The following is a 22,765-nucleotide window of genomic DNA, read 5'->3' as shown; positions in this document are numbered from 1 at the left end:
TCAACGGCTTGAGCCAGGCTGCGTATCCGAACCCGTGCTTTATCAGGAGCCCGCTCATGCCCAAGGGTAATTCCGGTAACGACCCGCGAAGGCCAGTTTTGCTGGGCCTGCTGATCGAGATCCGTATGAAGGCCAAACTGACGCAGGCTCAATTGGCCAACGCCACTGGTGTCTCACAGCCTTACGTGTCGCAGGTCGAGAGTGGCCTCATCCGGCTCGATGGCCTGCAACTGGTCGACTGGCTGCACGCGTGCGACTCGAACCTCGGCCGGTTCGGGAGGGCGCTGGAGAAGCGACTGGAATGAATGTGGGCCCATGCATGAGCGCGTTGCTTTCAGCCCTGCACGGGTCGATCAGTCCGCAGGGCGGTGTGACAGTCCGCAAAAAGCGTAGGGCATGTCCCAGGCTTCGACCATGCGACCGATGATGATGCAGCTGTCCTTGCCGGTGTTGTCCATCGTCTCTGCCGCAATGCGGCTGACCCGTTCGTCGCGCTCGGCCCTGTCGGCGCGGCAATAGACGTAGTAGATGACGACCGGGTCGGCCGGGTCGTTCGGAACAAAAACGCAGCTGCAGATGTGCGTCGGGATGTGGCGCTCTGCCGGCACTGAAAGCCTCAGGCGGTCGAGGCCTTCGTCGAGGTCCCGCGCCAGGACCGAGTCGAGTCCGTTGAGCACGGCAAAGGCCATCGTGGTCCAGCCGCCAGGTGCCCGCTCATGCAGAGCGTCGAGGAGGGCGTCGAACCACGGCGTGAGGTGGCGTTTTGGTTTTTCAGCCGCAATGCCCACGCCCCGTAGCATGAAGTAACGGTCGACCGCTGCCGACTGGCCGGAGATCTGGAGGAGCGGACGACGTTGGGCCCTTGGCACCACGAGCCCGTCTGCGAGATAGCTTCCGAGGCAATCAAGCTCATCGCCGAGCAGCACAACGGATTTTTGTAGGCGTGAACGCGTCTTGAGGTAGTGCAAGATGAGTGCGGGTTTTTCAAGGATGTCGGCGACGCACTCGAGGTCTGCAATGGACAGCACCGGGGCCAGGTCGGTGCCTTCTCGCAGCCATCTCGCGTCCCTGAGATCCTGTTCCATCGAGGCAATGGCGGAGAAGTCGTCAAGCGTCACGGACAGGCGGAGAATGGACACGATTTGTTCTGCGGGGATGCCGAGCCCGCCGGTCACATGGCGCGCGTCGGCGTTTCCGTCCCTCGCCATTCGCACCACGCGTTCGAGCCGCGATGCCTGGATTGCCGGCTTTTCAACGAGCTCCTGGACGTGTTTTTTCAGACGGTCCGGTGCGCCCCGGAGCGCGCTCGGCGTGAGCGAGCCTGCCTTGGCCTCAACGATGAGCAGTGTCTGGTCGATGAGGACAATCAGGTCGCTCTCGTACTGTTCGCCGTCCCAGTTCCAGTGCCTGCCGCGCTGGATCACTGCAGCGGGAAACGCGCTCTGGAAGAGCGCCTCCGTGCGGTCCTCGAGAAACCTTGCACGTCGGGCATGCAGGCGGTCGGACAAATGGGCGGTCGTAAACAGCCGGTTCATGGCCCGGTGCACATGGCTGAAGAAGATGTGGGGCGTGGGAATGACAAACCAGTCAGCGTACCCCAGCACCGGCCGCTCCCAGACGGGGTTGCCGAGGAAGGCATCCATGACATTGCGCAAATCGAGATCCCCCGGAACAACGGTCACCTCGGCAAGTACCCGTTCAACGACACCCACGGGCAGACCGGCACAGTCCACGACGTCTGTTGCAGTCATGAAGGCGTGCGCGGCCATGGTGTGGTTGGAGTGCGCCAGAAGCATGGCGCGCACATCCGCGAGAACAACATCGGGTGGAGCGTTGCCGAGGAATTCGTCGACATCACCTGCAAGGGCGGTTTGCGCAAGATACGTGGCAATGGCACCCCGGACGGTGGCCTGCCGGAAGACGTGGCCAAGTTGTTCGCGCTGAGTGGTGTACTGTCCTAATCGGCGCGCGGCAAGGCGCTCAAACAGCGTAATGACGTCGGATGCCCCGAATCCGAGCGCTGCCATCAAGGGCTCATCCAGCGGTGCATAGAGTTCGCGGGTAAGGGCGATGACCCGGTCGGGATAGCCCCAGTTGCGCATGACCTGCGTGTGGAGGCGGACGCGTTCCTGCAAGAGCAGGGCTGCGTGGCTGGCCGCGTCTTTTCGGGTGCCGATTTCCGACATGCGCATGGCGGAAAACGTCTGCTGCAATTTGCCGGCCGTCTCGATGATGTCTTGCAAGACGTGTGGACTTACCGCATCGCGCCCCCAGGCTCTGGCATCTGTTGACGCCATCATGGCCAGAAGCAGCTCGATATCGGCCTGATCGATGTCGGCGAGTACCGGCCTTCCGAGGGTGCCGTCGTTACCAACCCCCGCATACATCGACCAGCCTGCGAGGGTCATGACCACTTCCACGGGGTCAGCGCGGGTGAGTGCACGGGCCAGGCGGGAGAGGAGAGTGGGAAGAGCCGCGCGGGCCTTGCGGGCAGCCTTGTGGGATTGCCGCCGGATCCGCACCTGCATCCGTACCGTCAGGGTGCGGGCGATATAACCACCGCCTGTCGGCTTGAGCCGTGAGGGCGCCTTGTCTTTTGTATGCTTGCGGTTTCTTACCACGTCGCGTCCCTGATGATGTCGACCTGTTCGGCACGATGGATGTTACGCGCCGGCCTGACCATTCCCAGCAACGCTTCCAGCACCCCGTCGTCAAGTCCGCGGTGTCGGCCCGTTGGTAAATGGCGGCAGGCAAGCCGGATGCGCAAACTGCACAGCGACCGCACGATGCACACACTGCGGGTCGGTCGACAGGGACCCCGCAAGGGTGGTCGCCAGACCATAGACGCTGTTGGCGTTTGTCACGATTTGCACAAGAAAGTGTGCGGGGATTTGGCCACCCAGGTTGGCCAGCGCATGCATGCCGCCGTGAACATACGAATTGAGCTGCCGCCAGGCGATTGTCCTGAACTGGTCAAGTGAAAAGGCTTTCGCTGGCGCGGTCCGCTCGACATCTTTGAGCATTTCGCCAATCTTGGGGAGCTCCGGTTCGACGAGATGGCCATTGACCTCACGGATAACGCCGGCTTTCTCAATCCAGTGGTCGGTGGCCGCAAACCGGACCCAGAAGCCTTTCAGGGTTGCTTCAAACTGCAATCGCAGCAGCCCGATGCCCGAGTGACTCAATCCTTCCGCCATCAGCACACGAAGACCCAGCCAGTGTTCGTGCGCGAGGCCGAGAAAAATCGTGGTGAACTTCGACCTCGGGGTGCCGTCGGTCGTCTGACCGTCGAACACCGCCATCATGGCCGACTCAAAATCGAGCGTGGACCGCAAGACATGGATGACATCTGGATGGGCTTGGCGCTTGTCCATGAATCAGCCTTAATGCTTGGAGGATATTGCCGCGCGACGCCGGCGGTGACAGAACACCTTGGATCACCATCCTCATCACCGGTTTTCTCGAGCGATAGCAAATCAGCCGTTGAACGGGCCGACAAGCGGAGCCGCGCCGGCAGACTTCACGCAATGCCGTCTACCCACAGGTGATTCAAATATGTAATTCCGCAGTCGATTCCCGGCGACGGCGCTCCTGTTCGCGTCTCACGTCGACCTCGTCAAGGATGGCGGACACCTCAATCGGATCATCGCCCGGCGGCATTTGAAACAACATTTTCCAAGGTGCGTCGACCTGAGCAGGTGGAAGCACGAGCTCCAGCGTCTCCTGAATGCCAGCTCGAACCTGCCGTTTGGCCTTTCGCGACGACCCCTGGAAATCGAAGCTGTACGAACTTGCTGGCCAGATCCCGTTGGCGAGCGTAAGTCCGATGAACTGGCCGAGGACAAACATGCTGTCCGTCGTCACGATGGAGTCGGCCAGCTGGACGATGAAACCACCTTTTTCGATGGTTGCCATCAGCATCCGCGCGTCGAGAGAGGTCTTCGACAGCAGTGACAGGGCCAGGAAGGGCGCTCGCAATGCTGTGACGGAGGACCACGATGCGTGTTTGTTCTGTGCCACTGAGAAAACGTGCTGCACGGCCATGCGCTCATACGCGCTCCAGTCCGTCACACTTCGGGTGGCCCAGATGGTTTTCAGACGCAAGTATGCCATTCCGGCCCCAACAGGCTCGCCGTTCCAGCCGCCCTCACTTGTGTTGGCCGCCATGTCGACGACATCGAGGTCATGAGCGAGTACAGAAACGATATCGGCCGGGAGCGCGTGGGTCTTCAGACGAAACAGCAGAGGCGAGTCGGTAACACCGGACGCTGCCGTGATGAATTCGTCAGCGTCTCCCGGGATACAGATTCTCTCCGGCAATTGGTCTTCGGGTTTCGCTTCAAACATCTCGCGCCAAAAGAGCGCGATAGCCGTTGTAGGCGCAGATTGACCCTCAGGAAGGCTTGCAAATGCACGGTTCATGCTCCCGAGGAGCGGGCGAAGCGCGCGGTGAGGAGTCCGGTTGACGATTTGGTGAAGCACACTCAGATCAAAACCGTCGCTGTCAAAGCCGATCACATTGCGGTCGAGCATCTTTCGCAGGTGACCTATACCGGCAAGAAACTGAGCCGCGTTAAAGAAATCACCGAGTGTCAGGAGTTGTGCTGTAACGAACACCTGGCGCCATTCATTACTGTCGCGGTCGCTGATTGCTGAGAGGTACCGTAGAACATGGACATCAGCACCGATGACAGAGAGCGAAGCTGTGTACCGGGTGATTGCACCTTCCGCGAACATAAGGTCGAGTGCTTCATCGACCAGCACAACAGCGGCGTCCTTGCATGAAACCCCGTAGTAGATTGCTGCAACGCCCACACGCCAGTCGTCCGTCTCAGCGGCGAAGCCAGTAACCTCGGCGCGCAGCGCAGTATGGATGTCCTTCTCGATGGCGGCCTGATTGAGGCAGTAATAAGCGAGTACCGGAAGCGATATGCCCCGTCGGGGTTTGTGTCCTCTCCGGGCGCACATGCCATTGATAAGAGCATTTATACGACGAGGCGTGATCACAAAATGGTCGGCAGCCCAACGTCCATCAGCGAGCTGGAAAATGTGCGCAGCGTCATCCGCACCCAAGTCGTCGCCGAAAACCGATTTGAGCTCGTTTTCGAGATACCCCTTCCAGCCTGCGAGGGCAGGGGGAGGGACCTGGAATGTAATGTCGAATGTCTTGTGCAGAAATCCCTCCGACCGGGTTCCTGCAGTGGTGCTCCCATCGTAGAGGGCGTCGACCGCGTCGGCGGCTACAGCCGCGATCATGCATGGGCCGGGGTGAGCTGGCGCAGGCGCGCGGGCCGCATGCGGTGCAAATGCGCGCAACATCGTCCAGACTTCACGGGCTTCTGCATCCGGCAGGCGGTCGAGGTTGTCGACTATGACGACCAATCGGCCGCCCTCTTTATCGATGGCGCGGAGGAGAAGACCGAACACACGCTGGAAATCGACAGCCGTTGGGGTTGACGCACCGGTGATTCGCGTCCGCCGGGTCTGATGCTGACGGTTTACGAGAAACGAAAACAACGGCTCTTCCGGGATATGCAGCGTGGCATTCGCGTTGCCACGTTTCGACTTGGTCGCACGACCGTGATTCCAACGTTTCGCCACCCTGGTCAGAAAAACGCCAAGCACAGTAAGAAGCGGAATCGCGGGAACCTCCAGGCCTTCCGCCCATGTCGGAAGCAGCGCCCGGTCCCAGTTCATCAACGCGTTTGCGGCCGGCGTTCCAGACAGATGCAGCAGATCTGTCGCGAGCAAAGCCCACAGTGCGAACGCCCCGACGATGGCACGTGCCCCGGCTGTAAAGCGCGGCGTGTCGGTGGTCTCAGTGACGGTCACCATGCCGGTGACGAGATCAACCTCATCATGGAGCTTCGGATCAGAGAGACAGTCGCGCAAGCCAGGTGCTTCGAGCATGCCTCGGAGGAATGCTTTGCGCGGGGGTTCCCCCTGATTGATCCATGCATCAAACACATAAACACGACCGAGGAGAAGCCGGCCGTCGGCACTTTTGAGTGCGAATCTCTTCTTTTCGAGAAACTCAGTCAGGATGCCGAGAACGGTCGACTTGCCGCTTCCCCAGGGGCCGAGAAGACCGATGGTCTGGATGTCGGGATTCTCGCGTACGGCAGACGCAAGATCGAGCGCCAGCCTCTTGTGCGAACTCAGCTGGTCGAAAGACGCAGGGGCGTCGCGGATGAATTTGTATCTTCTRCTCATTTTACTCAACATCCGTGTGTGAATGGCCGATTGTTTCTGTACAGCGTACCTCGGGACATTCGGCGCGCCAACTAACAAGGGAGGTCGACTGGCAGTCGGAAAGACATCAAGCTCCACAGGAGCAACATCCGCCGTTGCGCGAAGCCCCGGCCGCAATCGGCAGGCAGCCCGATAGTCGGGAGGTCGATAACGACCACTTGCTGCTATGACCCCGTGGCAACGTTACTCGGAGAGTGCAGGCTCAGGGCGATGTCGCCCATTCCCTCGGCTACGGCTGCTCGACTTGGCCAACCGGGGCAAAGACGAGGGTCGACTTGGCAGGTCTGTGGTCGCGACGGGCATGCTGCGTTGGGTCTAGCCAGCGGCGTTTCAGCCCTTGGACCACGTCGATGCGCCCTCGCTGGACGAGAGCCCATCCATATCAACGGCTCTCGGCGTAATTCTGGTCTTGCTGTCGGGCGCTGGCTGGCAATGGGCAGATATGTTCTAAACCAGGGCGGCCGAAGCCGCCCTTTCTCGAGTGTTCGGCATTCGACGCCTCAGTCCTGCACGTTCACATCACCGCTGTCATCCACAGGACGCGTCTTCCCCGTCTTCCTCGGCGGGCTCGTCATCACCCGCAGTGGCCGCGCGGCCTTGTGGTTGGCCACCAGACGCGAGTTGCGCTCGAGCTGCACGAAGTAGGGCTGGAACTGCGCGTGGTCATAGGGCGGAATGGACACYGGCGCGAGCGGGATGCTCATCAGGTGCCGGTGGCGCTCGGCCAATGTTGACGCCTGGATGTAGTTCGTCCGCATGATCGACTGGTTGTCCAAAGCGTGCCCGGTCAGGCGTGCGATGTAGGGGTCGGGAAGACCGGACTTGGCCGCCTGGTCGATGAAGTGGTGGCGGTGGCAGTGGAAGGTTTTCCCCGCGCCGAGCTTGCAGACCTTGTTGTAGTAGGTTTCGTTCAACCGCTTGCCCATCAAAAATCCCGCGTTGTTGTGAAACCAGGGCATCCCCGGAAACAGCCACTCGTGGCCCATCGACCGGATCATCTCCACGTACTCGAGAAAGCCGAGCTTGAGGAGGTCGTCGTGCAAGGGCACGACGCGGTTGCTCGATTCGTTCTTGATTTGCTGCAGCTTGTGGCGTTCGGCAAAGTGGACTACCGGAATGCCGGTGATGGTCTCGACGTCTTCGACGCGGAGCTGGGCAATTTCCCGAAGACGCCCCCCGGTAAAGTGTGCGAGCACCGGCAACCAGTAGCCCTGTGGGGCGAGGAAGCGCTTCAGATGCGCGGGGTCGAAGATGGCTTGGAGGTCCTGGGTGGAAAACGGCAGCTTCACGAACTGGGCAACAGGCGCGGGCAGCGCCACCGAATCGAAGGGGTTGTAGCGGAGCGCGTTGGTCAGCCGCATGTACTCGAAAAAGCCGCGAACATAGGCCACTTTGTTGTTGACCGTGACCGGTGACAGACGCTTGGCGGCAAGCAAGTCTGCCGTCTCGATAACCTGGTCTGCGGTCAGGCCGTTGTAGGCCCGGTACTTTGTGTGGTTCTTCGGCCACTTCTCCGCCATGCGGACAAACCTTTGGGCATCCAGACGGGTCACGCCAATCAGAGGTTTGTCACCAGTGACTTTGAGGTAGAGCTGCAGGGCAAACCCGCACTCGTACTGTCCCTTGGCGTTGAGCATGCCCGACGACGGCAGCTGGGCGAGGTACTCATCCATCAGTTCGGTCACCAGGCGGCGGGAGGAATCAGCAACACGCTCGTCTTTCTGGAAGCGGCCGGGTCCGAAGCGGGCGTGCTTGGTGCGGTGGGCCGAGGGTGCAAAGCCTTCGAGGTCACCGTCATCGTCGTACTGGTACGCGCCATGGTGGATGTCCATGCCGATGCCGTGACCCGCCATCGTCGTCTGCGCGGCAGCAAGGGTTGCATGCATGCCGGGCGTCATGACGGGCTGGGCGTATGCAAACGGCTGGTGACCGCCGGGGGCCGGGAAGGGAGGCGGCGCGTTCGGCATGAGGGACGGGATGCCCATCGATGCCATTTGCGAGAGCGCCATCACGGCCTGGAGCTGCTCGTCGATGCTGTTGACCTCAAACGTCCAGCCATTCGGGCCCTGGACGGTATAGCGGGTTGCGGCAACTGCGAGGCCTTGCGAGGTGGCGTTGGCGTGCTGGACACCGGTTGCGGAGGGGAGGGGGTTTGGGGTGTCGGAGAGGGTGGGATTAACAGGGTGCATGGGTGTTCCTTGGGTTGTGGGTTTACTCCATCCAAGCAACTAATCCGAACCTGTCAAGGGGCTTCATCATCGAAAAAAACGTCCCGGAAACCAACACTAAGATGCCGGTCTTTTTCATTCACTGAAAATAATTTTGTGGCGATAAAAGGTATTGTTTAAAGGCATATCGAACGCGTCAGGTGCATCGAAGAACATTCGATGTCTGCATGAAGTGACCGGTCCCACGACGAAATTCGTCAAGCGTCACACGTAACGCATGGGTGGTCGTCCGCAGGTGCTCAAAAGTTGCCTTTGAACCCGTCGCCATGAGTGTTGCGTACCAACAAATAGCCATCTGTTTGGTTGCGGTGGAGGGGTGCGGAATTCCGGGAAAAACCTTCAGCGGATCAACGCGCTTCCAGATCGACGGTAGGTACCGGTCCCTTTCCTTACAAGCCTTACTTGTTCCGGCCAGGTCACTCCCTCCGCAAGGGTCCCCGAAAGGGGTGTTTTTGAGAAGTTTGAAATCCGGTCAAAAAAAGTGGGTGGCAGATTGTCGCATTGCCAGACCGGTGCAATTTGTTATGCGGAGTGGAGCAGTGGCAGCTCGCCAGGCCCATGACCTGGAGGCCGGTGGTTCGATTCCACCCTCCGCATCAAATCCCCATCCATCAGGACTAACCATGAGCGAGAAGAAAAGTGTCCGCCGCGCCGCACCGGTTACGAGGCGAGACCCGGTTTTCGAACGGACTGCTGGCGCCGCCGGCTTCACCCACTACTTTGCGTCCTTGTCAGACGAAGACCAGGACGCGTGCTTGCGCGACCGGGGCGAGCTGGGCGACAACTGGAGCTGCCGGCGCCGCCTCCGTGCACGCGCCGCGCAGGCGGCCTTGGGCACATGACAGGCTCAGCGGCGATTGATGGCGTCCCGCAGCTTCATGACGAAGACGCGCGCTGCCTCAACGATGTCCACTTGGCCCTGATCCAACGGCGGCTCATTCTTGACGGGATGAAGGTCGTCCCACTGGTCGTCGAGCCGGCCAAGGGCGGCCCGCACGGGCGCATCGTTCGGAAGTTCCGCTGCGAGGGCTTCAACGACCAGATCCAGGGCGCGTTGGAATTCGTCATGCGTGAGCTCTGTGGAATCAGTCATTGCGCAGTCGTCCTTGGTTGGTGTCACGAGCGTCGCTGGTCTTCGGTGCATCCGATGCACGAATGCGGCATGCGAAGCCCATCCTGGTCGCGTCAGCTCATCGGACAGGCTCAATGGCCCAAGCCAGGGGCGAGCAAAGGCATGGTGGCGCACCAACTCCGCGCACATCGGCAACAGCGGGTGCAGCCCGTTTCCCTCTCATCGAACACCCACCGGGCAAGTTGTCGCCCATCCGTATCCCAATTCCAGGACTGACGTTAGCTTAAATCAACATACCCGGAGTCCCCCATGCCCCTTCCCAGACGCCTTCGTCGCAACACCCACCCGCGCCACACCAATCCGCAGTCGGACCAGTGCGCTGACGTGATGACCCTGCGGGACATTGCCGGCGTGTGCGACTGCGCGGCACGGGGTGTTGATTTCAACATGGAAGGCGTCCAGTACACGTCGTTCGATGGAACCAGATTCAATCGTCTGACCCTGACGTCCCTGGCCGTCCTCATTGACTCCGACCACGACCAGCTGCTGCTGGTCCCGCTCGTCTTGCKCCTCGGCGGAAACATTGCCCAGGTCGACTCTGCCGGCCGCACTCTTTTGCATCTGGCGGGCACGCKGAAAGTCGCCCGCTACCTCATCGGGCAGGGCGTGCCGGTGAATGACGAGATGCAAGCACCACTCCTTGCAGCCTTCGACAAACCACCCGGCACCGGCACGTTTGACGACGGGGTAATTCTTGGACTCGGCGACAGCAAGGGCAACGAACCTGCGATTCTCGCATGCGTGCGTCACGCAACGGCAGCAACCCATCCCTTCGCCGAATCGAAAATCTTGCCGAAGGCACACTGGAAGGCGACGCTCCCGGCCTACCTCGTTGCAGCCATGAAAGACATGGGTGTCAGTGACACCAAACACCGTTGTCGCGAGGAGCGGTTCGTGAAGATGCTGCAAGACGCACTCGAAGAGCAGCGATACGGGGACGTCGGACAGCTCATTGCTGCCAATGCAGATCTGGTCGATGCGCACACCCGCCATCCCTTCAATGCCAGGTTCTCGGCGAGCCACGAGCTGCGCCTTGCCCTCATCGAGCACGACATTGTCCGCGCCTGGCGACTCCTCGCGTTCGGCGCCGAACCCGACGTCGGCCGCTTCCAGTTTGAGGTGCAATGGGGTGGGCGGACGCGCACCTTCGGTGAGCTGTCCCCTCTCGGCCTCGCAGTCTTGCTCGAGTGCGACGCCATCGCCAATGAAAACCCGATTTTCGTTGACCAAATGGACGACGCCCTCCTGTCGTTGCCCGTGTCAAAGCGGTCGTCCCGGTTCCCCCTTCTCGCCCTGTTTGACGGCTTCACTGATTTCTCCGGTGTCCATGGCGCGAAAGGTTCGACCCTGATGCATCTCGCCTTTGAACCAGCCGTGGCCCGCTGGCTCCTCGACCACGGCGCGCCCTATGACGTCCCCAATGACGAAGGACGCCTCCCGGCGGACGTTTTGCCAGGTGCCGTCGCGCCGCTCATTGGCCAGTTTCATCTCTCGCGGCACCTGCCGAAGGCCATGGGACAAGGTCGGGAGAAACGACTTTGAGTGCCATTCCGCCGACCGCACTACCGGGTTGCTTTGCCACGCCAACGTCGAAAGCTGACCCGTGCGCCAGTGCTTTTGATTCAACCGAAGCGGTCACCGTCAATACGCTCCAAAACCTGCAGCCCGTCAGCCGTGCGCTCCTCACCTTCCTCCACATCGACCCCAGCCTCGTGCGCCATGATGACCGCGACCGTCTGCGCATCCTGGTCAAGCTTGTCGCCAACAATCCTGGCAATGACCTCATCGGCAACGAGTTGAATCACCTGCGGATGCTGTGGGCGCGCGGCTTTCCCGTCGGTGCGTTGGACGACGACAGCCGGGCACTCCTCGATGTCTCCGAGGCAACACGCCTCGTTGTTGAATTGCGCACCCGCCTTGGCACGCAGTGTCCCGATGACGAGCACGAGCGGGCGCTCGTCAATCGTCTCATGCGGCTCGCGGGGTATGACGATTAGGAGGTGACTTGAGGGTCCCTGCCAACCGTGCTTGCCGACGGTAGAACGAATTAAGGCGTCCCCCCTTGACAGGTTCCGATCACGCGCCAGGATGAAGACACAACAAAGGAGTTCCACCATGTCAGGACGACATCTTGCACCGCATGCATCAACCGAAGCTTTGTTCCGGGCCTGCAAAGCCCTGGATTTTTCCGCCATGTCCCGCGCACTCGACGACGGCGCAGACATCCACGCGATGGACGAGCGGTGGCGTTATCCGTTAGGCGTGTTCATCGAAGCCTGGCGAACCAGTTCCGTCTTGCCGGACCCGTCTCCCTTCGTCCATTTGCTCGCAAGACACGGGGCAGACCTTGCAAGGCCAGAAGGTGGGGCAGGGTCATTGCACACAATAGGCTGGCTGCGGGACACGGACGATGAGGTCGGCTTCTTTGACGCGCTTGTCGACTGCGGCATGAGGTGGAACGACACGGTTGACGACGGCGAACTGCTCACCCGCGTCGTCCGCCACCGTGCACCAAAGATGCTGTCGCGCATTCTTCAAAGCCCGTTCGATGTCAGTCCCGATGCTCTCGACAAGGACAAGCAAACCGCACTGCACGCCTTGGTCGACGCCCGCCTGCACCACCACTACCGGCCGCGCGACGACAGAATCCTCATGATGATGTCGGCCCTGCTTGACGCCGGAGCCAGTGACGCCATCCGCGACATTTGGGGCCGCACTGCACCGGACCGCTTTCGCGACGAGGCGCCGGAACTCCACTTCGCCTGGCAGGCGATGAAGGCAGAGCATCTGGCAGCGCTGGAGCACAACCTGCTGGATGACGTGTTGCCACAGGCCGCAGTCGAAGGAGTCAGCGACAGGGAAGCATTCCGCCGTCGGCTCTAATCCGTCATCCCACCGCACGGGTTGACCTATGCCTGCCGGACAACCCGCCGCACCCGCATTGACCAACCGGACCCGCCTGCCAACCTGGTCTTTTCAGGAGACCCTCCATGCTGCCCGACGAAGCTGCAACTGTTGCCTACTTCAAGCATCTCGACCTCCAGCTCGACGCCCGCAGTCAAGAGAAGGGCGGCAAGGTCACCACGCTGTGGTGCCTGCACGCGGGACCGCGCCTCTTTCGCATCAACGGCAAGGCCCATTTTTCGTCACTCGAAAAGCTTTGGCTCGCCTGGCACGAGGCGCAACCGGCCTATGAGCACCTGTATGCGCAGGCCGTCCGGTTTGCGGAAGAGTCCCTGACCTGGTCGGCGGGTCAACGACGCATGATGGATTACTGGTTTGAACGACCGTGGCCCACGCCGCGCGAACGCGATGGGATGGGGCGGCGCATCGACGCCCTGCGCATCGGCGCGCGCCATTGGCCGTGGACGGTGCTGCAGGTCCTGGGCGCTCGTCATGCGGTGGTGCCCGTTGGCGCCCCGTGGAATGCACCGGGCCCGACTTTACACGAGGCCGCACGCGTGACGGCTGCCGGACTTGAAGACCCCGCCTGGCGAGCGCGCGCCCTGGTCACGGCCCGCTTTGACATGCAGGTACCGGCGCTTTTTATGCCCGCGCTCCAAAGGCTGCTTCGCAACGCCGAACAGGTGGTGCTCGACGCGCGTCTGCAGCAGGCGGCGGTCGGTGCGCCCGTGCTGGTGCGACGCCGTCTCTGAGTTATGGACGAGCGACGCGCATGGACAGGGATGGAGAACATGATTGTGGTCTTCCGGTCGCGTCACATGTAACGGTCACCGCGTCACATGTGACGCTCCCACATTGAAGATCTGCCGCAGCACCCTTGACGAAGTGGAAAACCTGGTTAGCGTGTTTCAAATCCTCCTTCGAGACCGACATGCCCGCATCAAAGCGCGCGCCACTTCCCCGGACTACCGTTTCTTTTGCCGAACAGCGCCCCGTCGCCACGTCGGGATACGCAAGGTTCTCGACGCCGCTGTTGACGATGTGGACCGTGGCCATGCCCGGCCGGCACATCGCTTACTTCAGAAAGCTGGTCATCGAAGGCTTGAATTTGTCGATGGAGGCGTATGGTGCAAATACGTTCGAGGGGCTTGCGCTTGAAGACCTGACGGTCACGTCTCTTGCAGTCGTCCGGGATTCGGCGGCCGAGTCGCTGCTGCTGTTGCCGCTTGCGCTCTATCTGGGTGGCGACGTCCGGCAAGTCGACTCGCAAGGCCGCACCTTGCTGCACGTTGCCACCACGCGCCGTGTCGCACGCTACCTCATAGAACACGGTGTTCCCGTCGCCAAGGGCAAGCGCGAGGCGCTTTTGAAGGCGCTGGATAAACCCATGGGGGTTGCTTCATTCGACGACGATGTGCCGCTTGGCATGGTCGACAATGCGGGCAACGAGCCACCGTTTCTCGATTGCGTGAGAACGTCGACGGCAGGACAGCACATGGATCCCGAGGCCGTCGCCATACCCCAGTCCCATTGGCAGTCGGTCTTGTCTTCCGAGCTGTACAACGGCTTGCTTGGCATCGGCTTTAATGAACGCGATGACGTCAGGGCTGCCCGCGACCCGCTTGCGCAGACCGGACGAGCAGCGCTGCGTGCGGAGTTTTCGCCCTTTTTTGAACTCTGGCAGGCCCTGCTTGAAGGGCGCGCGGGGTCAGTCCGTGCGCTGCTGGAGCTTGGCACCGACCCGGACCTTCAGTTGTTCGGCCATAGCCTCAAGGACGGTACTGATGTGAGGGGTCTGACGGCAACGGCGATTGCGGTTCTGGTTGACTGCGAAGCGACGGAAAAATCGACTCGCGTCCGAAAGAGGTCGGTCAAGAAAAGCGCCGAACTTGCCGAACACCCCCGCATGCTCCCGCTCTTTGAAGGTCGCACCGATTTCTCCGGTGTCCATGGTGATGGTGGCAAGTCACTGATGCATTTCGCGCGCGAACCAGAAGTCGCCCGCTGGCTCATCGACCACGACGCGCCATGTGACATGCCCGACGACGACGGCAACCTGCCTGGCGACGTCCTCCCCCCCAAGGTCACCGCCATCGTTAACCAGCATCTGCTTGAACGAAAGCTCGTGGCAGCGAAGAAGGCCGGCTCGTCCACGCCTCGCCTGTAGGCACTCGGGCGCGCAAATTGGCAGGCGGTGTATGTGTTTCCGCCGAGACACCATTGACCGTAGCCAATGCCTTTTCATAGAAGAACCCGGTGGTATGAGCGTCGYTACTGATGCGCAGTTTGCCGCACAAGCCTGGCCCATTTTGGAAACACCGTTAGCGTGGTTGAAATTTCCCTTCGAGCATCCCATGCCAAACCCAAACCCAAACCCAAACCCAAACCCAAACCCAAGCCCAAGCCCAATGTCACCGCACCACCAGATCTGGAAAGCCCTCGTGCAAGACCAGCCTGCCCACGTGCGCAGGTTGCTGGCACAAGGCACCAGCACGAACACCCCGCAATTTACGCATGAGGTACCGGTCAACGCCACCCTTCATGACTGGCCCGGACTGACGGCCACGGCGCTCGCTGTGCTGGTGGACTGCGATGCGCTGGAAGACGACCGGCGAATTGCACTGAACGACCCACGTGAGCCGAAGCGCCGTCCGTCGCGACGGGGCATCCGGATGCTGCCTCAATTCAGGGAGTATGCCGATTTCTCGGGCGTGCACGGTGCGGGCGGGAAATCACTCATGCATTTCGCACGCGAGGTGGATGTGGCCCGCTGGCTGATTGAAAACGGCGCACCGTGTGACGTGACTGATGGCGAAGGCAAACTGCCGGGGGATGTCTTGCCGCCGGAGGTTGCCGCGATGATCAACGCGCATCTGTTGGGGGCGGGTCTCGCAGCTGCACACCTGGCAACCACGGCAGTCCGCCCCCGCCTTTGAACAAACCGGGCAGGAGCAGCTGTCCGGTGAGGCGAACGCGGCTGATGCTTATGGCTTGCTGCGTTCAACGCAATTTTCAGCTTCCGTCTTCAACCGGGCTCGTGATACGGCCGATGATCAGAGTACGAAGCGTGCCGTTAGCACGCGCTATTGAGTCATCCGCAGCGCAGTGGTGCGTTGTCGCGCTCGCGCGAAACGCAGCCGCGAATCACGCGACATGGCGTTCGGAGTCATCGCCATGTCGCCGGATCTTCTTCGCTAAAAACGTCTTATTTCATGATGTTTTTGACCCCCTTGACAGCCGTTGGATCGTTGCCAGGATGGTGCATGACCCAACCCTCAAGGAACATTCATGAGCACTGCAAGGCGAACACCCTCCGCCCCCGAGATGCGCCGGTATTTTGACCGGACGGGCTTTGTCCTCAACCACCGCTGTGACCCGACGGGCAAGCCTGAAGCATGGTGGCTGGCCGATGTGGACGACACGCCGTACCCGATGCCTGCCCATTGGCGCGCCCAGGCTGTGCCGGCGGGGCAGGTGCCCACTGAGGCAGAAGAGTTCCCTTCCCTGGCAAGGCTGTGGCGCGCATGGGCGGCGAGCCAGCACCGCTTTGCCCGCGAAGCCCGCTGCATTGAGCTCATCAAGGAGCGACTGATTTCCGCTTCGGCCGATGAGCGTCGGGAGGTGGTGCGCTGGGTCCGGTCCGACGGCATGGCTTATCCTGCATCGGGAGACCTAGGCGCGCCCGTCGTAGACTTCGATGGCCGGGCAGTCGACGAAACCCAGTGGCCCTGGTCAGCAGTGGCGTGGGAAGACGGGGAAATGGTTGGCAGGGGATGGCCCTGGGCTATGGTGCCGGAGTCACCCGCAGACGGACTCGAAATCCAGCAACAACCGGACTGGGCCGAAGAGGCTCTGGTGCTGTACTGGTTCGATACCCGCTATGTGGATTCGTACTTCGAAGGGATGCGGGCCTTGCTGGCTGGGGTGCTGCCTGAGCTCTCGGACGACGAATTCGTTGAACCGTCGGATGGCTGCGAGAGTGCCTAAGCCCCAAAAATTGCCAGGGCGGCAACTGTTCGGGGCAGGGCCACTCGACGAGTTGAAAACCTCGTTAGCGTGGAAGAAGTCCCCCAGAAATTCGCGCATTGACCGTCCAATCCCTACCCACAACGACCTGCGCACCAGGCATGCCCGGTTTCGACGAAATGATCGGTCCAGAAACCGTGTCGATGGCCGACTTCGAACGCGTGGTGCCACGCGAAATCCTGCAGGCGGCGGGGCACTTCGACTTCACGGTACGGATAAAGGCAGTGGCGGCGGACGACCCGGTTTCGGCCCTGTTTGTCGGCCGTGCGCCCAATCCGGTCTACATGCTCGACACTGCAATCGCCAAGCGTAACGTCGACCAGGTAAAGGCCTTGCTGACGCTGGGCGCGCAAACGGACCTGCAGGTGTGCGACGTGTATCTCGAACGCGACAGAGAAGCGTTCGAGCTTTAGCGCATCACGGTATTGGCCGCTGCCGTTCTCTCAGACTCCGCTTCAGATACGGTCGACCTGCTGCCTGTCCTCGCGGCCTACAGTGACCTCGATCAAATCGACACGAACGGTGCGGGGCTCCTCCATCACGCCTTTTCCCGAATGTCGTCGACTACCTGCTCCAGACGGGGCTTTCCCTCGACATGCCGGACAAGGGCGGTCAGACCGCGAGGGACGACGTGGACCCGGCTTTGCTGGCCGAAATTGAGCGCCGTAACCTAGATGGGCTCCGGCTCAGCGCTCTTGCAAGAGACGTTCCGCCACTGCTGTAGGAAAACCAAGCGCTTTGCGGCGGCAGCTGCCTCACCGTACGGGCAGAAGTGGTCTCCAAAAATCGTTGTCTTGCCTATTGGACCTGAGTCATTGGCGGGGCAACGCGTTGCGTGACTTCCACGATCTTCCCACCACCCACGAACATGACGCGGTCGGCCGTGGCGATGGTCTCGGGCCGATGCGCAATGATGAGCCTCGTGATGTTCATCTCCCTGAGCCGCCTGGAGATCGTTCGTTCGCGTTCAACGTCCAGGTGACTGGTCGCCTCGTCGAGAACGAGAAGCTCCGGCCGACGGTACAGCGCACGGGCCAGGAAGAGCCGTTGCTGCTGACCGCCGGACAGTGCAGAACCCATATCGCCGATAAGACTGTGATATCCCATGGGCATCGCGACGATGTCGTCGTGGAGTTCGGCTGCGCGTGCTGCAGCCTCGATGGCATCAGGGTTGGCATTCTCGTCGAAAAAGCTGATGTTGTCGCTGATGGACCCGGCAAAGAGCGTGTCATCTTGCATGACCGAACCGACTTTCGACCGGAACCGCGTTTTACCGAGGTTTCGCAAGTCCAGACCGCCGACTTCCATGACGCCTTCAGTCGGGTCCAGCAACCCAAGTATCAGCCTGGCCAGCGTGGACTTACCCGCCCCGGATGGCCCGACGAGCGCCACTGATTCGCCGGGGCTCAGCGTCAGACTGGCATCCTTCAGTACCCATGGGTCACCGTCGGCATAGCGAAAGGAGACGGATTTCAGCTCAACGCCGAGCGCCGGCATCGGCCCTGCGTAGATCCCTTCGGCAAACTTCTCGGTCGGGGCGAGTACGACATCAGCGAGCCGTTCGCCTTGAAGCCGAAGCAGCCTGATCTGGATTAGATAATCGACCAGGCTACCCGCTCGGGTCGTGAATTGGTCGGCATAGGCGACGAATGCCATCAGCATGCCGGCACTCATCGCACTTCGCAGCGCAAGCCAGGCGCCGAGCCAAAGTACCGCAATGCGCTGCGCGCCCGATGCGAGACCATTTGCGGCATTGAACACCAGGGTCAGCCGCTGGACCTTGATGGATGTGTTCAGGGCGTCGGCCGTGGCGTTGAGATAGCGGGCGGTCTGCATCGGTTCCTGGTTGTTCAGCCGAACTGCCTGGATTCCACGAACTGTCTCGAGAAAGCTCGTTTGTTGACGTGCCTTGACCACGATCTGGCTGAGGTTCGCTTCCCGAAACACGCGGAAATACAGCGTACGAAGGCCTGCATACACGACAAGGAAGGCAACGGTGATGGCTGTCAGTGGCACGCTGTAAACACATAGCAACGCCAGGGTCAGCACCGACATGAGCCCGTCGAGAACCACACTCACGAACTGCGTGGTGAGGGTCTGCTGGATAGTGTCGATGGCGGAGAAGCGGGAAACGATGTCACCCAAATGCCGTTTCAGGAAATAGCTATGCGGCAGGCGGACGAGGTGCTGGAAGACGTTTCCTGTCCAGTTCATGTTGAAGTGGCTGCCGAGCCAAGTCACGACCCACCCACGCAAAGCCGACACGCCAATCTGCAAGACCAGCAGCACCGAGAAGCTTACGCCGAGGGTCGCAAGCAGGTCACGGTCTCCATCCGCCAAGACCTGGTCGACGACAAGCTGGACGAATTGCGGTGCGATGAGCGAAAAGACTTCGAGCGTGAGTGCGAGAGCAAAAACCCTGATGAGTCCTCGCTTTAGGCCTTCGATTTTCCCCGCCAGCTTCCGCAGGGGAATGGCAGGGTGCTCGCGCTGCCGTCGAAAATCCGGCCCGCGTGAGAGTTCCACTGCAATGCCGGTAAAACGCCCCTTGACCTGCTGGAGCGTCAACCTGCGCTCACCAATCGCCGGGTCGTGCAAGACGACACCCGTACGCGTGACAGTCCTCAGCACGACGAAATGGTCAAGCTCCCAGTGCAGGATGCACGGTGTTTGCAGGGCCTTCAGCTCGTCGAATTCCAGGCGGAGCGGACGCGGGGTCAGGTGGAGTTGCTGTGCAATAGCAATGAGATGAGAGAGCGTGACGCCTTTCAACGAGGTCGAAAACCGGTGACGCAGCATGGCAAGGGACACGCGATAGCCGTGGAAGCTGGCCACCATCGCCAGGCAAGCCAGCGCGCACTCGCCGGCCTCTGCCTGGAGGAGAACAGGCATCCGGCTTCCGCCCCCGAAGTTCAGAAGACCAGCATGAGTGCGGCCAGATGTTGCATCGCCACCGGACACCTTGTCGGTTTCGTTCTGGTCGAGGGTCCTCATGGTGCCACCGCCTTTTCCGAGCGCATGCCGTAGAGGGGCTCCAGAATCCATTCAATGAGTCGCCTGCGGTCGAGAATGAGGTCGGCGTCCACTGCCATTCCGGCGCGCAGCCCCTCGCTGTGTCCGTAGGCCGCAACCTCTTGGCTGGGCAAGGTGACGTCCACGCGGTAGAGCGCTTCGTCAGGGGCTTTCTCACCTTTGATCATCGTGATTTCGCTTGGTGTGAGTGCGTTGTGGGTCACCCGCTCGACAGAGCCAAGCGCGACGCCAAATTTCTGGTAGGGGAATGCCTGGTAGTGAAGGGCAACCGGCAAGTGCTGGCGGACGAAACCCACGGCACTGCTCGGGACCATCAACTCTGCATGAAGCTTCGAATTGGCAGGGATAACTGCCCCCATGACCTGTGCAGGCGAGACCGTTTGGCCCGGCTTGACGGTGACTGATGCGACCACGCCATTGGTGGGTGCCGGGACAACCGTCAGACGGTCGGCTTCATTCTGCAAGACGGACTGCTCAGCCTGGGAAAGCTGCCCTCGCAGTTCGCTCACCTTTGCTTCTGTGGTCATGGGAAGCTGGGACAGCTGGTCCGTCACTTGCCCCAGCTGCTGGTTGGTGGCGTACCTCTGCCGCACCAGCGACTTGACCTGCGCCTGCGCTTCCATGGTTTGTGCTTCCTGTTCCTGGATTTGCAGCTGGGATACGAATCCCTTGGCGGTCAGCGGTCGAATCTTGTCGAGCAAGGCGGTGTAGCTCTCGACTTGCCTGTGGACGATGTCGAGCTGCGCATCAAATTGGCCGAGCTGTGCCTTGAGCATCTCTTGCTGCGCGCGGAGGCCGTCGCCTTGGGTCTTTTCCAGGCGGCGAGTCTCTTCCACGTCGGCACGAAGGCGCGCCTGTTGCGCCCTAAGCTGGACCGTAACCAAGCTCCCCGTGTCGCCCAGCGCCTCGCTGCTACGCTCGCCGGAAAGCTCGAAAAGAGGTTGCCCCGCCCGGACGTGATCGCCCTCCTGGACGAGAACACGTGCCACCGTTGATGGCGAGCGCGCGGCCAGTTCGATGACGCCACCGACAGGGACCAGACTGCCCTGTACCCGTGCGCGCCGTGAATAGTGCCCGAGGCAGAGCCAAACGATGACCAAAAGCCCTGCCAACGTGGCGAACCCCGTGAGCACGCCCTGCCCAAGCGGCGTTGCTACACGCACAGAGCCAATCCAGGGTTGCTTCTGGTGTTTGAGTGCGTCGTCCAGAAAAATCGGTTCCTTGCCGTGCATTTCAGCTCCAGACATCTACTGTTCAATGGTCAGGGATGTGGCGCAAATGACGTCGTCGGGCGTCCAGTGCTTGAATCCGACACGAATCCTGTGGTCACCAGTGGTGCCGGAGTAATCGCCCGTGTAGAACGTCCGGGTAGGGATGGCGCTACCTTCCGGCCTTGGCGATGGCAGGCCACCGCTACTTACAGTTTCGGCGTGGAGCGCGCTCGCCAGCGCCTTTGCATCAATGCACGGTGCATCAGGCAGAATGATTGCGACACGCGACAAGACGCCCGGTTGCTGGGTCAACTCAATCGAATCGATTGCTGGTCCACCGGCCAGTTGGACGGGGCCCGAAAGCATCACCGGGTAGGCGCCGCGCGTGCGCGGCGCGAAGACTGCACCTGTTTGCCGCGAGAGATCCGTGGGAAGGCTTGAAGATTCAAAATTGGCTTCGTTTAACCTGTTTGCGAGTGCGACCAGGGCGTCGGGAGATATGGCCGCAGTCGGCTGGTGTGCAGCAGCAGCGGAAGGCAGTGAAAGCAGTTCACAAGCCAAGGTGACGCACAAAATCGACATGTTGTTCAAAGAGGTCTCCTCGATCCCCGGCCTTGCGGCCGGGGACAGTTCATTACTCAATGGTGGTTGGCGGCCCAGGCGTTGCTGTACATCTGGTTGTAGTTGACGGTCGTGCCGTCTGAATTGACGATGGCCGTCTCGCCGTTGAGCGTCACACCGACCGCGTGCCCCTGATAGATGAGCATGTCCACGCCTCGCTCGGGGAATGTCGGGTCGGTTTCATAGTGTTGACCGGCCGTTTGATAGGCGCTGTACTCCGACTGGATCTGGGCAGCGCTCGTTCCTTCGAGCTTGATGACGTTCGTGCCGCCGGGCATGTCCTGCGTAATCCGGATGGCGTTGACCTGGGCGTATCCCTCGTTGTTCATCCATCCGGCAACGTAGTCAGACTGTGAGAGGGTGTACTGGGGCAGCCCATAGTAGTGCTCGAACATCGCGTGGCCGAATTCGTGGGCCAAGGCACCCATCATGTCTTGCGTCGGAAGGCTTGTGTCGACATGGATCTGATGCGTCGTGTAATCCGTATATGACTTTCCGTCAGCGACGAAGGTATAACCCCAGCTCTCGATGTTGGCCAGCTCCGAAGACATGATCGGACTCAAGTGGATGATGTCGTCGATACCGGAGCCGAGGCCGGTCGTTGTGCCGGCACCCGCGCCTGCCGGAGGCGGTTTCGCTGCACCACCACCGCCACCGCCCGATACCGGTGACGAGCTGTAGTACGGAAATCCCGGCGGGTCGTAGTCCCAGTAAAAACTGGGCAACGAAGGCGCGTCGGCGTAGACATAAATTGGCTCAAGACCGCCAGCGACAGTGTCGCATTCCTTTTTGTTCAGCTCTCTCACAAATTTTCCTTTGACCAAGGGGTCATGTCAGATTGAAAAGCACACATGTCGCCCAGGGAAGGCATGAGTCCCTTGTCCTCCTTCTCTTACATAGGTTCAACGAGAGCTCGATTTCACGATGTCGGCTGTTTCGAAAGCACGGGCAGAACAGACTTGTCCCGATACTCTCGGGAAGCAAAAAAGGGAGGATTTGAATGGTCTGGTGATGAGAGACGAGCTGATGTGGTCGTAACGGTGATGCTTGGGGAAACGTGAGATTACGGGAAGGCCGACGTCAGTTTGGGCTGATAGTGCTGTAGTCGTTCCCTTACAAAAGCGCAATAACTTTCGGTGTGCGAACAGCGTCACAAATTGAATACCGGACGAAGCGAGTGCTGATCGGGATGGCGACCCGAGAGCTCCGCCCTCGGGCAGGCCAGCGCGGCGGAGTGGTTCTGCGTCACGGCAGTCTGGAGATTGGCGAACGGATGTTGAGCGCGACGAATTGGTTGGTGAAACAGCGTCACGGTTTGAACAAAGAGCGGGCTGCTCGACGGGCTGGCTGCATCGGGA

General features: G+C 60.8%; 19 protein-coding genes and 1 tRNA gene. 10 read left to right on the top strand and 10 right to left on the bottom strand.

Features of this window, described 5'->3' with window-relative positions; all coding sequences use genetic code 11:
- Positions 1-56: 56 nt before the first annotated feature.
- Positions 57-305 carry a helix-turn-helix domain-containing protein gene (locus AC1DYM_RS20660; protein ID WP_477341576.1) on the top strand — a complete coding sequence of 83 codons (249 nt, stop codon included), beginning with the start codon at positions 57-59 and terminating at the stop codon, positions 303-305.
- 48 nt (positions 306-353) lie between these two features.
- On the opposite strand, the gene AC1DYM_RS20655 is transcribed toward AC1DYM_RS20660, so the two are convergent.
- The 4 genes from AC1DYM_RS20655 to AC1DYM_RS20640 form a co-directional block, all read right to left on the bottom strand.
- Positions 354-2,621, bottom strand: a complete 2,268-nt coding sequence (locus AC1DYM_RS20655; protein WP_477341574.1) for a hypothetical protein — start codon at positions 2,619-2,621, stop codon at positions 354-356.
- Between the two features lie 90 nt (positions 2,622-2,711).
- Complete coding sequence (locus tag AC1DYM_RS20650; protein WP_477341572.1) at positions 2,712-3,374, bottom strand: DUF6988 family protein; 663 nt, start codon at positions 3,372-3,374, stop codon at positions 2,712-2,714.
- A 175-nt stretch (positions 3,375-3,549) separates the two neighbouring features.
- Positions 3,550-6,213 carry a P-loop NTPase fold protein gene (locus AC1DYM_RS20645; protein WP_477341570.1) on the bottom strand — a complete coding sequence of 888 codons (2,664 nt, stop codon included), beginning with the start codon at positions 6,211-6,213 and terminating at the stop codon, positions 3,550-3,552.
- A gap of 539 nt (positions 6,214-6,752) precedes the next feature.
- The gene (locus AC1DYM_RS20640) at positions 6,753-8,441 is read right to left on the bottom strand and encodes a site-specific integrase (protein ID WP_477341568.1); all 1,689 of its coding nucleotides are present in this window, start codon (positions 8,439-8,441) and stop codon (positions 6,753-6,755) included.
- 564 nt (positions 8,442-9,005) lie between these two features.
- Between AC1DYM_RS20640 and AC1DYM_RS20635 the strand changes: the two genes are divergently transcribed.
- Positions 9,006-9,077, top strand: a tRNA-Met gene (locus AC1DYM_RS20635).
- 250 nt (positions 9,078-9,327) lie between these two features.
- Here the strand turns inward: AC1DYM_RS20635 and AC1DYM_RS20630 are convergent.
- Positions 9,328-9,573 carry a hypothetical protein gene (locus tag AC1DYM_RS20630; protein ID WP_477341566.1) on the bottom strand — a complete coding sequence of 82 codons (246 nt, stop codon included), beginning with the start codon at positions 9,571-9,573 and terminating at the stop codon, positions 9,328-9,330.
- Positions 9,574-9,861: 288 nt separating this feature from the next.
- On the opposite strand from AC1DYM_RS20630, the gene AC1DYM_RS20625 reads away from it, so the two are divergent.
- From AC1DYM_RS20625 to AC1DYM_RS20590, 8 genes are all read left to right on the top strand, one after another.
- Positions 9,862-11,154: a hypothetical protein gene (locus AC1DYM_RS20625; RefSeq protein ID WP_477341564.1), complete on the top strand. Its 1,293-nt coding sequence runs from the start codon at positions 9,862-9,864 to the stop codon at positions 11,152-11,154.
- Positions 11,151-11,609: a hypothetical protein gene (locus AC1DYM_RS20620; RefSeq protein WP_477341563.1), complete on the top strand. Its 459-nt coding sequence runs from the start codon at positions 11,151-11,153 to the stop codon at positions 11,607-11,609. The genes AC1DYM_RS20625 and AC1DYM_RS20620 overlap by 4 nt, the downstream gene beginning before the upstream one ends.
- Positions 11,610-11,727: 118 nt before the next feature.
- Positions 11,728-12,495, top strand: coding sequence for a hypothetical protein (locus tag AC1DYM_RS20615; RefSeq protein WP_477341561.1), 768 nt, complete (start codon positions 11,728-11,730; stop codon positions 12,493-12,495).
- A 107-nt stretch (positions 12,496-12,602) separates the two neighbouring features.
- Complete coding sequence (locus tag AC1DYM_RS20610; RefSeq protein ID WP_477341559.1) at positions 12,603-13,268, top strand: hypothetical protein; 666 nt, start codon at positions 12,603-12,605, stop codon at positions 13,266-13,268.
- A gap of 125 nt (positions 13,269-13,393) precedes the next feature.
- Positions 13,394-14,683: a hypothetical protein gene (locus tag AC1DYM_RS20605; protein ID WP_477341557.1), complete on the top strand. Its 1,290-nt coding sequence runs from the start codon at positions 13,394-13,396 to the stop codon at positions 14,681-14,683.
- A 274-nt stretch (positions 14,684-14,957) separates the two neighbouring features.
- Complete coding sequence (locus tag AC1DYM_RS20600) at positions 14,958-15,452, top strand: hypothetical protein (protein WP_477341555.1); 495 nt, start codon at positions 14,958-14,960, stop codon at positions 15,450-15,452.
- Between the two features lie 352 nt (positions 15,453-15,804).
- Positions 15,805-16,503, top strand: a complete 699-nt coding sequence (locus tag AC1DYM_RS20595; protein ID WP_477341553.1) for a hypothetical protein — start codon at positions 15,805-15,807, stop codon at positions 16,501-16,503.
- 140 nt (positions 16,504-16,643) lie between these two features.
- On the top strand, positions 16,644-16,955 hold the full coding sequence (locus AC1DYM_RS20590; protein WP_477341551.1) for a hypothetical protein: 312 nt from the start codon (positions 16,644-16,646) through the stop codon (positions 16,953-16,955).
- 385 nt (positions 16,956-17,340) lie between these two features.
- Here AC1DYM_RS20590 and AC1DYM_RS20585 read toward each other — a convergent pair whose 3' ends face one another.
- The 5 genes from AC1DYM_RS20585 to AC1DYM_RS20565 all read right to left on the bottom strand — a co-directional run.
- Positions 17,341-19,536 carry a peptidase domain-containing ABC transporter gene (locus AC1DYM_RS20585; RefSeq protein ID WP_477341549.1) on the bottom strand — a complete coding sequence of 732 codons (2,196 nt, stop codon included), beginning with the start codon at positions 19,534-19,536 and terminating at the stop codon, positions 17,341-17,343.
- Positions 19,533-20,807: an HlyD family secretion protein gene (locus AC1DYM_RS20580; RefSeq protein ID WP_477341547.1), complete on the bottom strand. Its 1,275-nt coding sequence runs from the start codon at positions 20,805-20,807 to the stop codon at positions 19,533-19,535. The genes AC1DYM_RS20585 and AC1DYM_RS20580 overlap by 4 nt, the downstream gene beginning before the upstream one ends.
- 15 nt (positions 20,808-20,822) lie before the next feature.
- Positions 20,823-21,377, bottom strand: a complete 555-nt coding sequence (locus AC1DYM_RS20575; RefSeq protein ID WP_477341545.1) for a hypothetical protein — start codon at positions 21,375-21,377, stop codon at positions 20,823-20,825.
- 47 nt (positions 21,378-21,424) lie between these two features.
- On the bottom strand, positions 21,425-22,213 hold the full coding sequence (locus AC1DYM_RS20570) for a hypothetical protein (protein ID WP_477341543.1): 789 nt from the start codon (positions 22,211-22,213) through the stop codon (positions 21,425-21,427).
- 344 nt (positions 22,214-22,557) lie between these two features.
- Positions 22,558-22,765, bottom strand: a 208-nt coding sequence (locus tag AC1DYM_RS20565) for a hypothetical protein (protein ID WP_477341541.1), incomplete at its 5' end; no start/stop codon positions are given.

Source organism: Luteibacter sp. P1_D3, assembly GCF_056406135.1.
This window is presented reverse-complemented; position numbering and strand designations above follow the sequence as displayed.

Bases quoted from the DNA above. Each gene is read 5' to 3' on its own strand.
- AC1DYM_RS20630 (WP_477341566.1), bottom strand. From the start codon at position 9,573: ATGACTGATTCCACAGAGCTCACGCATGACGAATTCCAACGCGCCCTG.
- AC1DYM_RS20590 (WP_477341551.1), top strand. From the start codon at position 16,644: ATGCCCGGTTTCGACGAAATGATCGGTCCAGAAACCGTGTCGATGGCC.
- AC1DYM_RS20660 (WP_477341576.1), top strand. From the start codon at position 57: ATGCCCAAGGGTAATTCCGGTAACGACCCGCGAAGGCCAGTTTTGCTG.
- AC1DYM_RS20615 (WP_477341561.1), top strand. From the start codon at position 11,728: ATGTCAGGACGACATCTTGCACCGCATGCATCAACCGAAGCTTTGTTC.
- AC1DYM_RS20610 (WP_477341559.1), top strand. From the start codon at position 12,603: ATGCTGCCCGACGAAGCTGCAACTGTTGCCTACTTCAAGCATCTCGAC.
- AC1DYM_RS20580 (WP_477341547.1), bottom strand. From the start codon at position 20,807: ATGCACGGCAAGGAACCGATTTTTCTGGACGACGCACTCAAACACCAG.
- AC1DYM_RS20595 (WP_477341553.1), top strand. From the start codon at position 15,805: ATGAGCACTGCAAGGCGAACACCCTCCGCCCCCGAGATGCGCCGGTAT.
- AC1DYM_RS20585 (WP_477341549.1), bottom strand. From the start codon at position 19,536: ATGAGGACCCTCGACCAGAACGAAACCGACAAGGTGTCCGGTGGCGAT.
- AC1DYM_RS20650 (WP_477341572.1), bottom strand. From the start codon at position 3,374: ATGGACAAGCGCCAAGCCCATCCAGATGTCATCCATGTCTTGCGGTCC.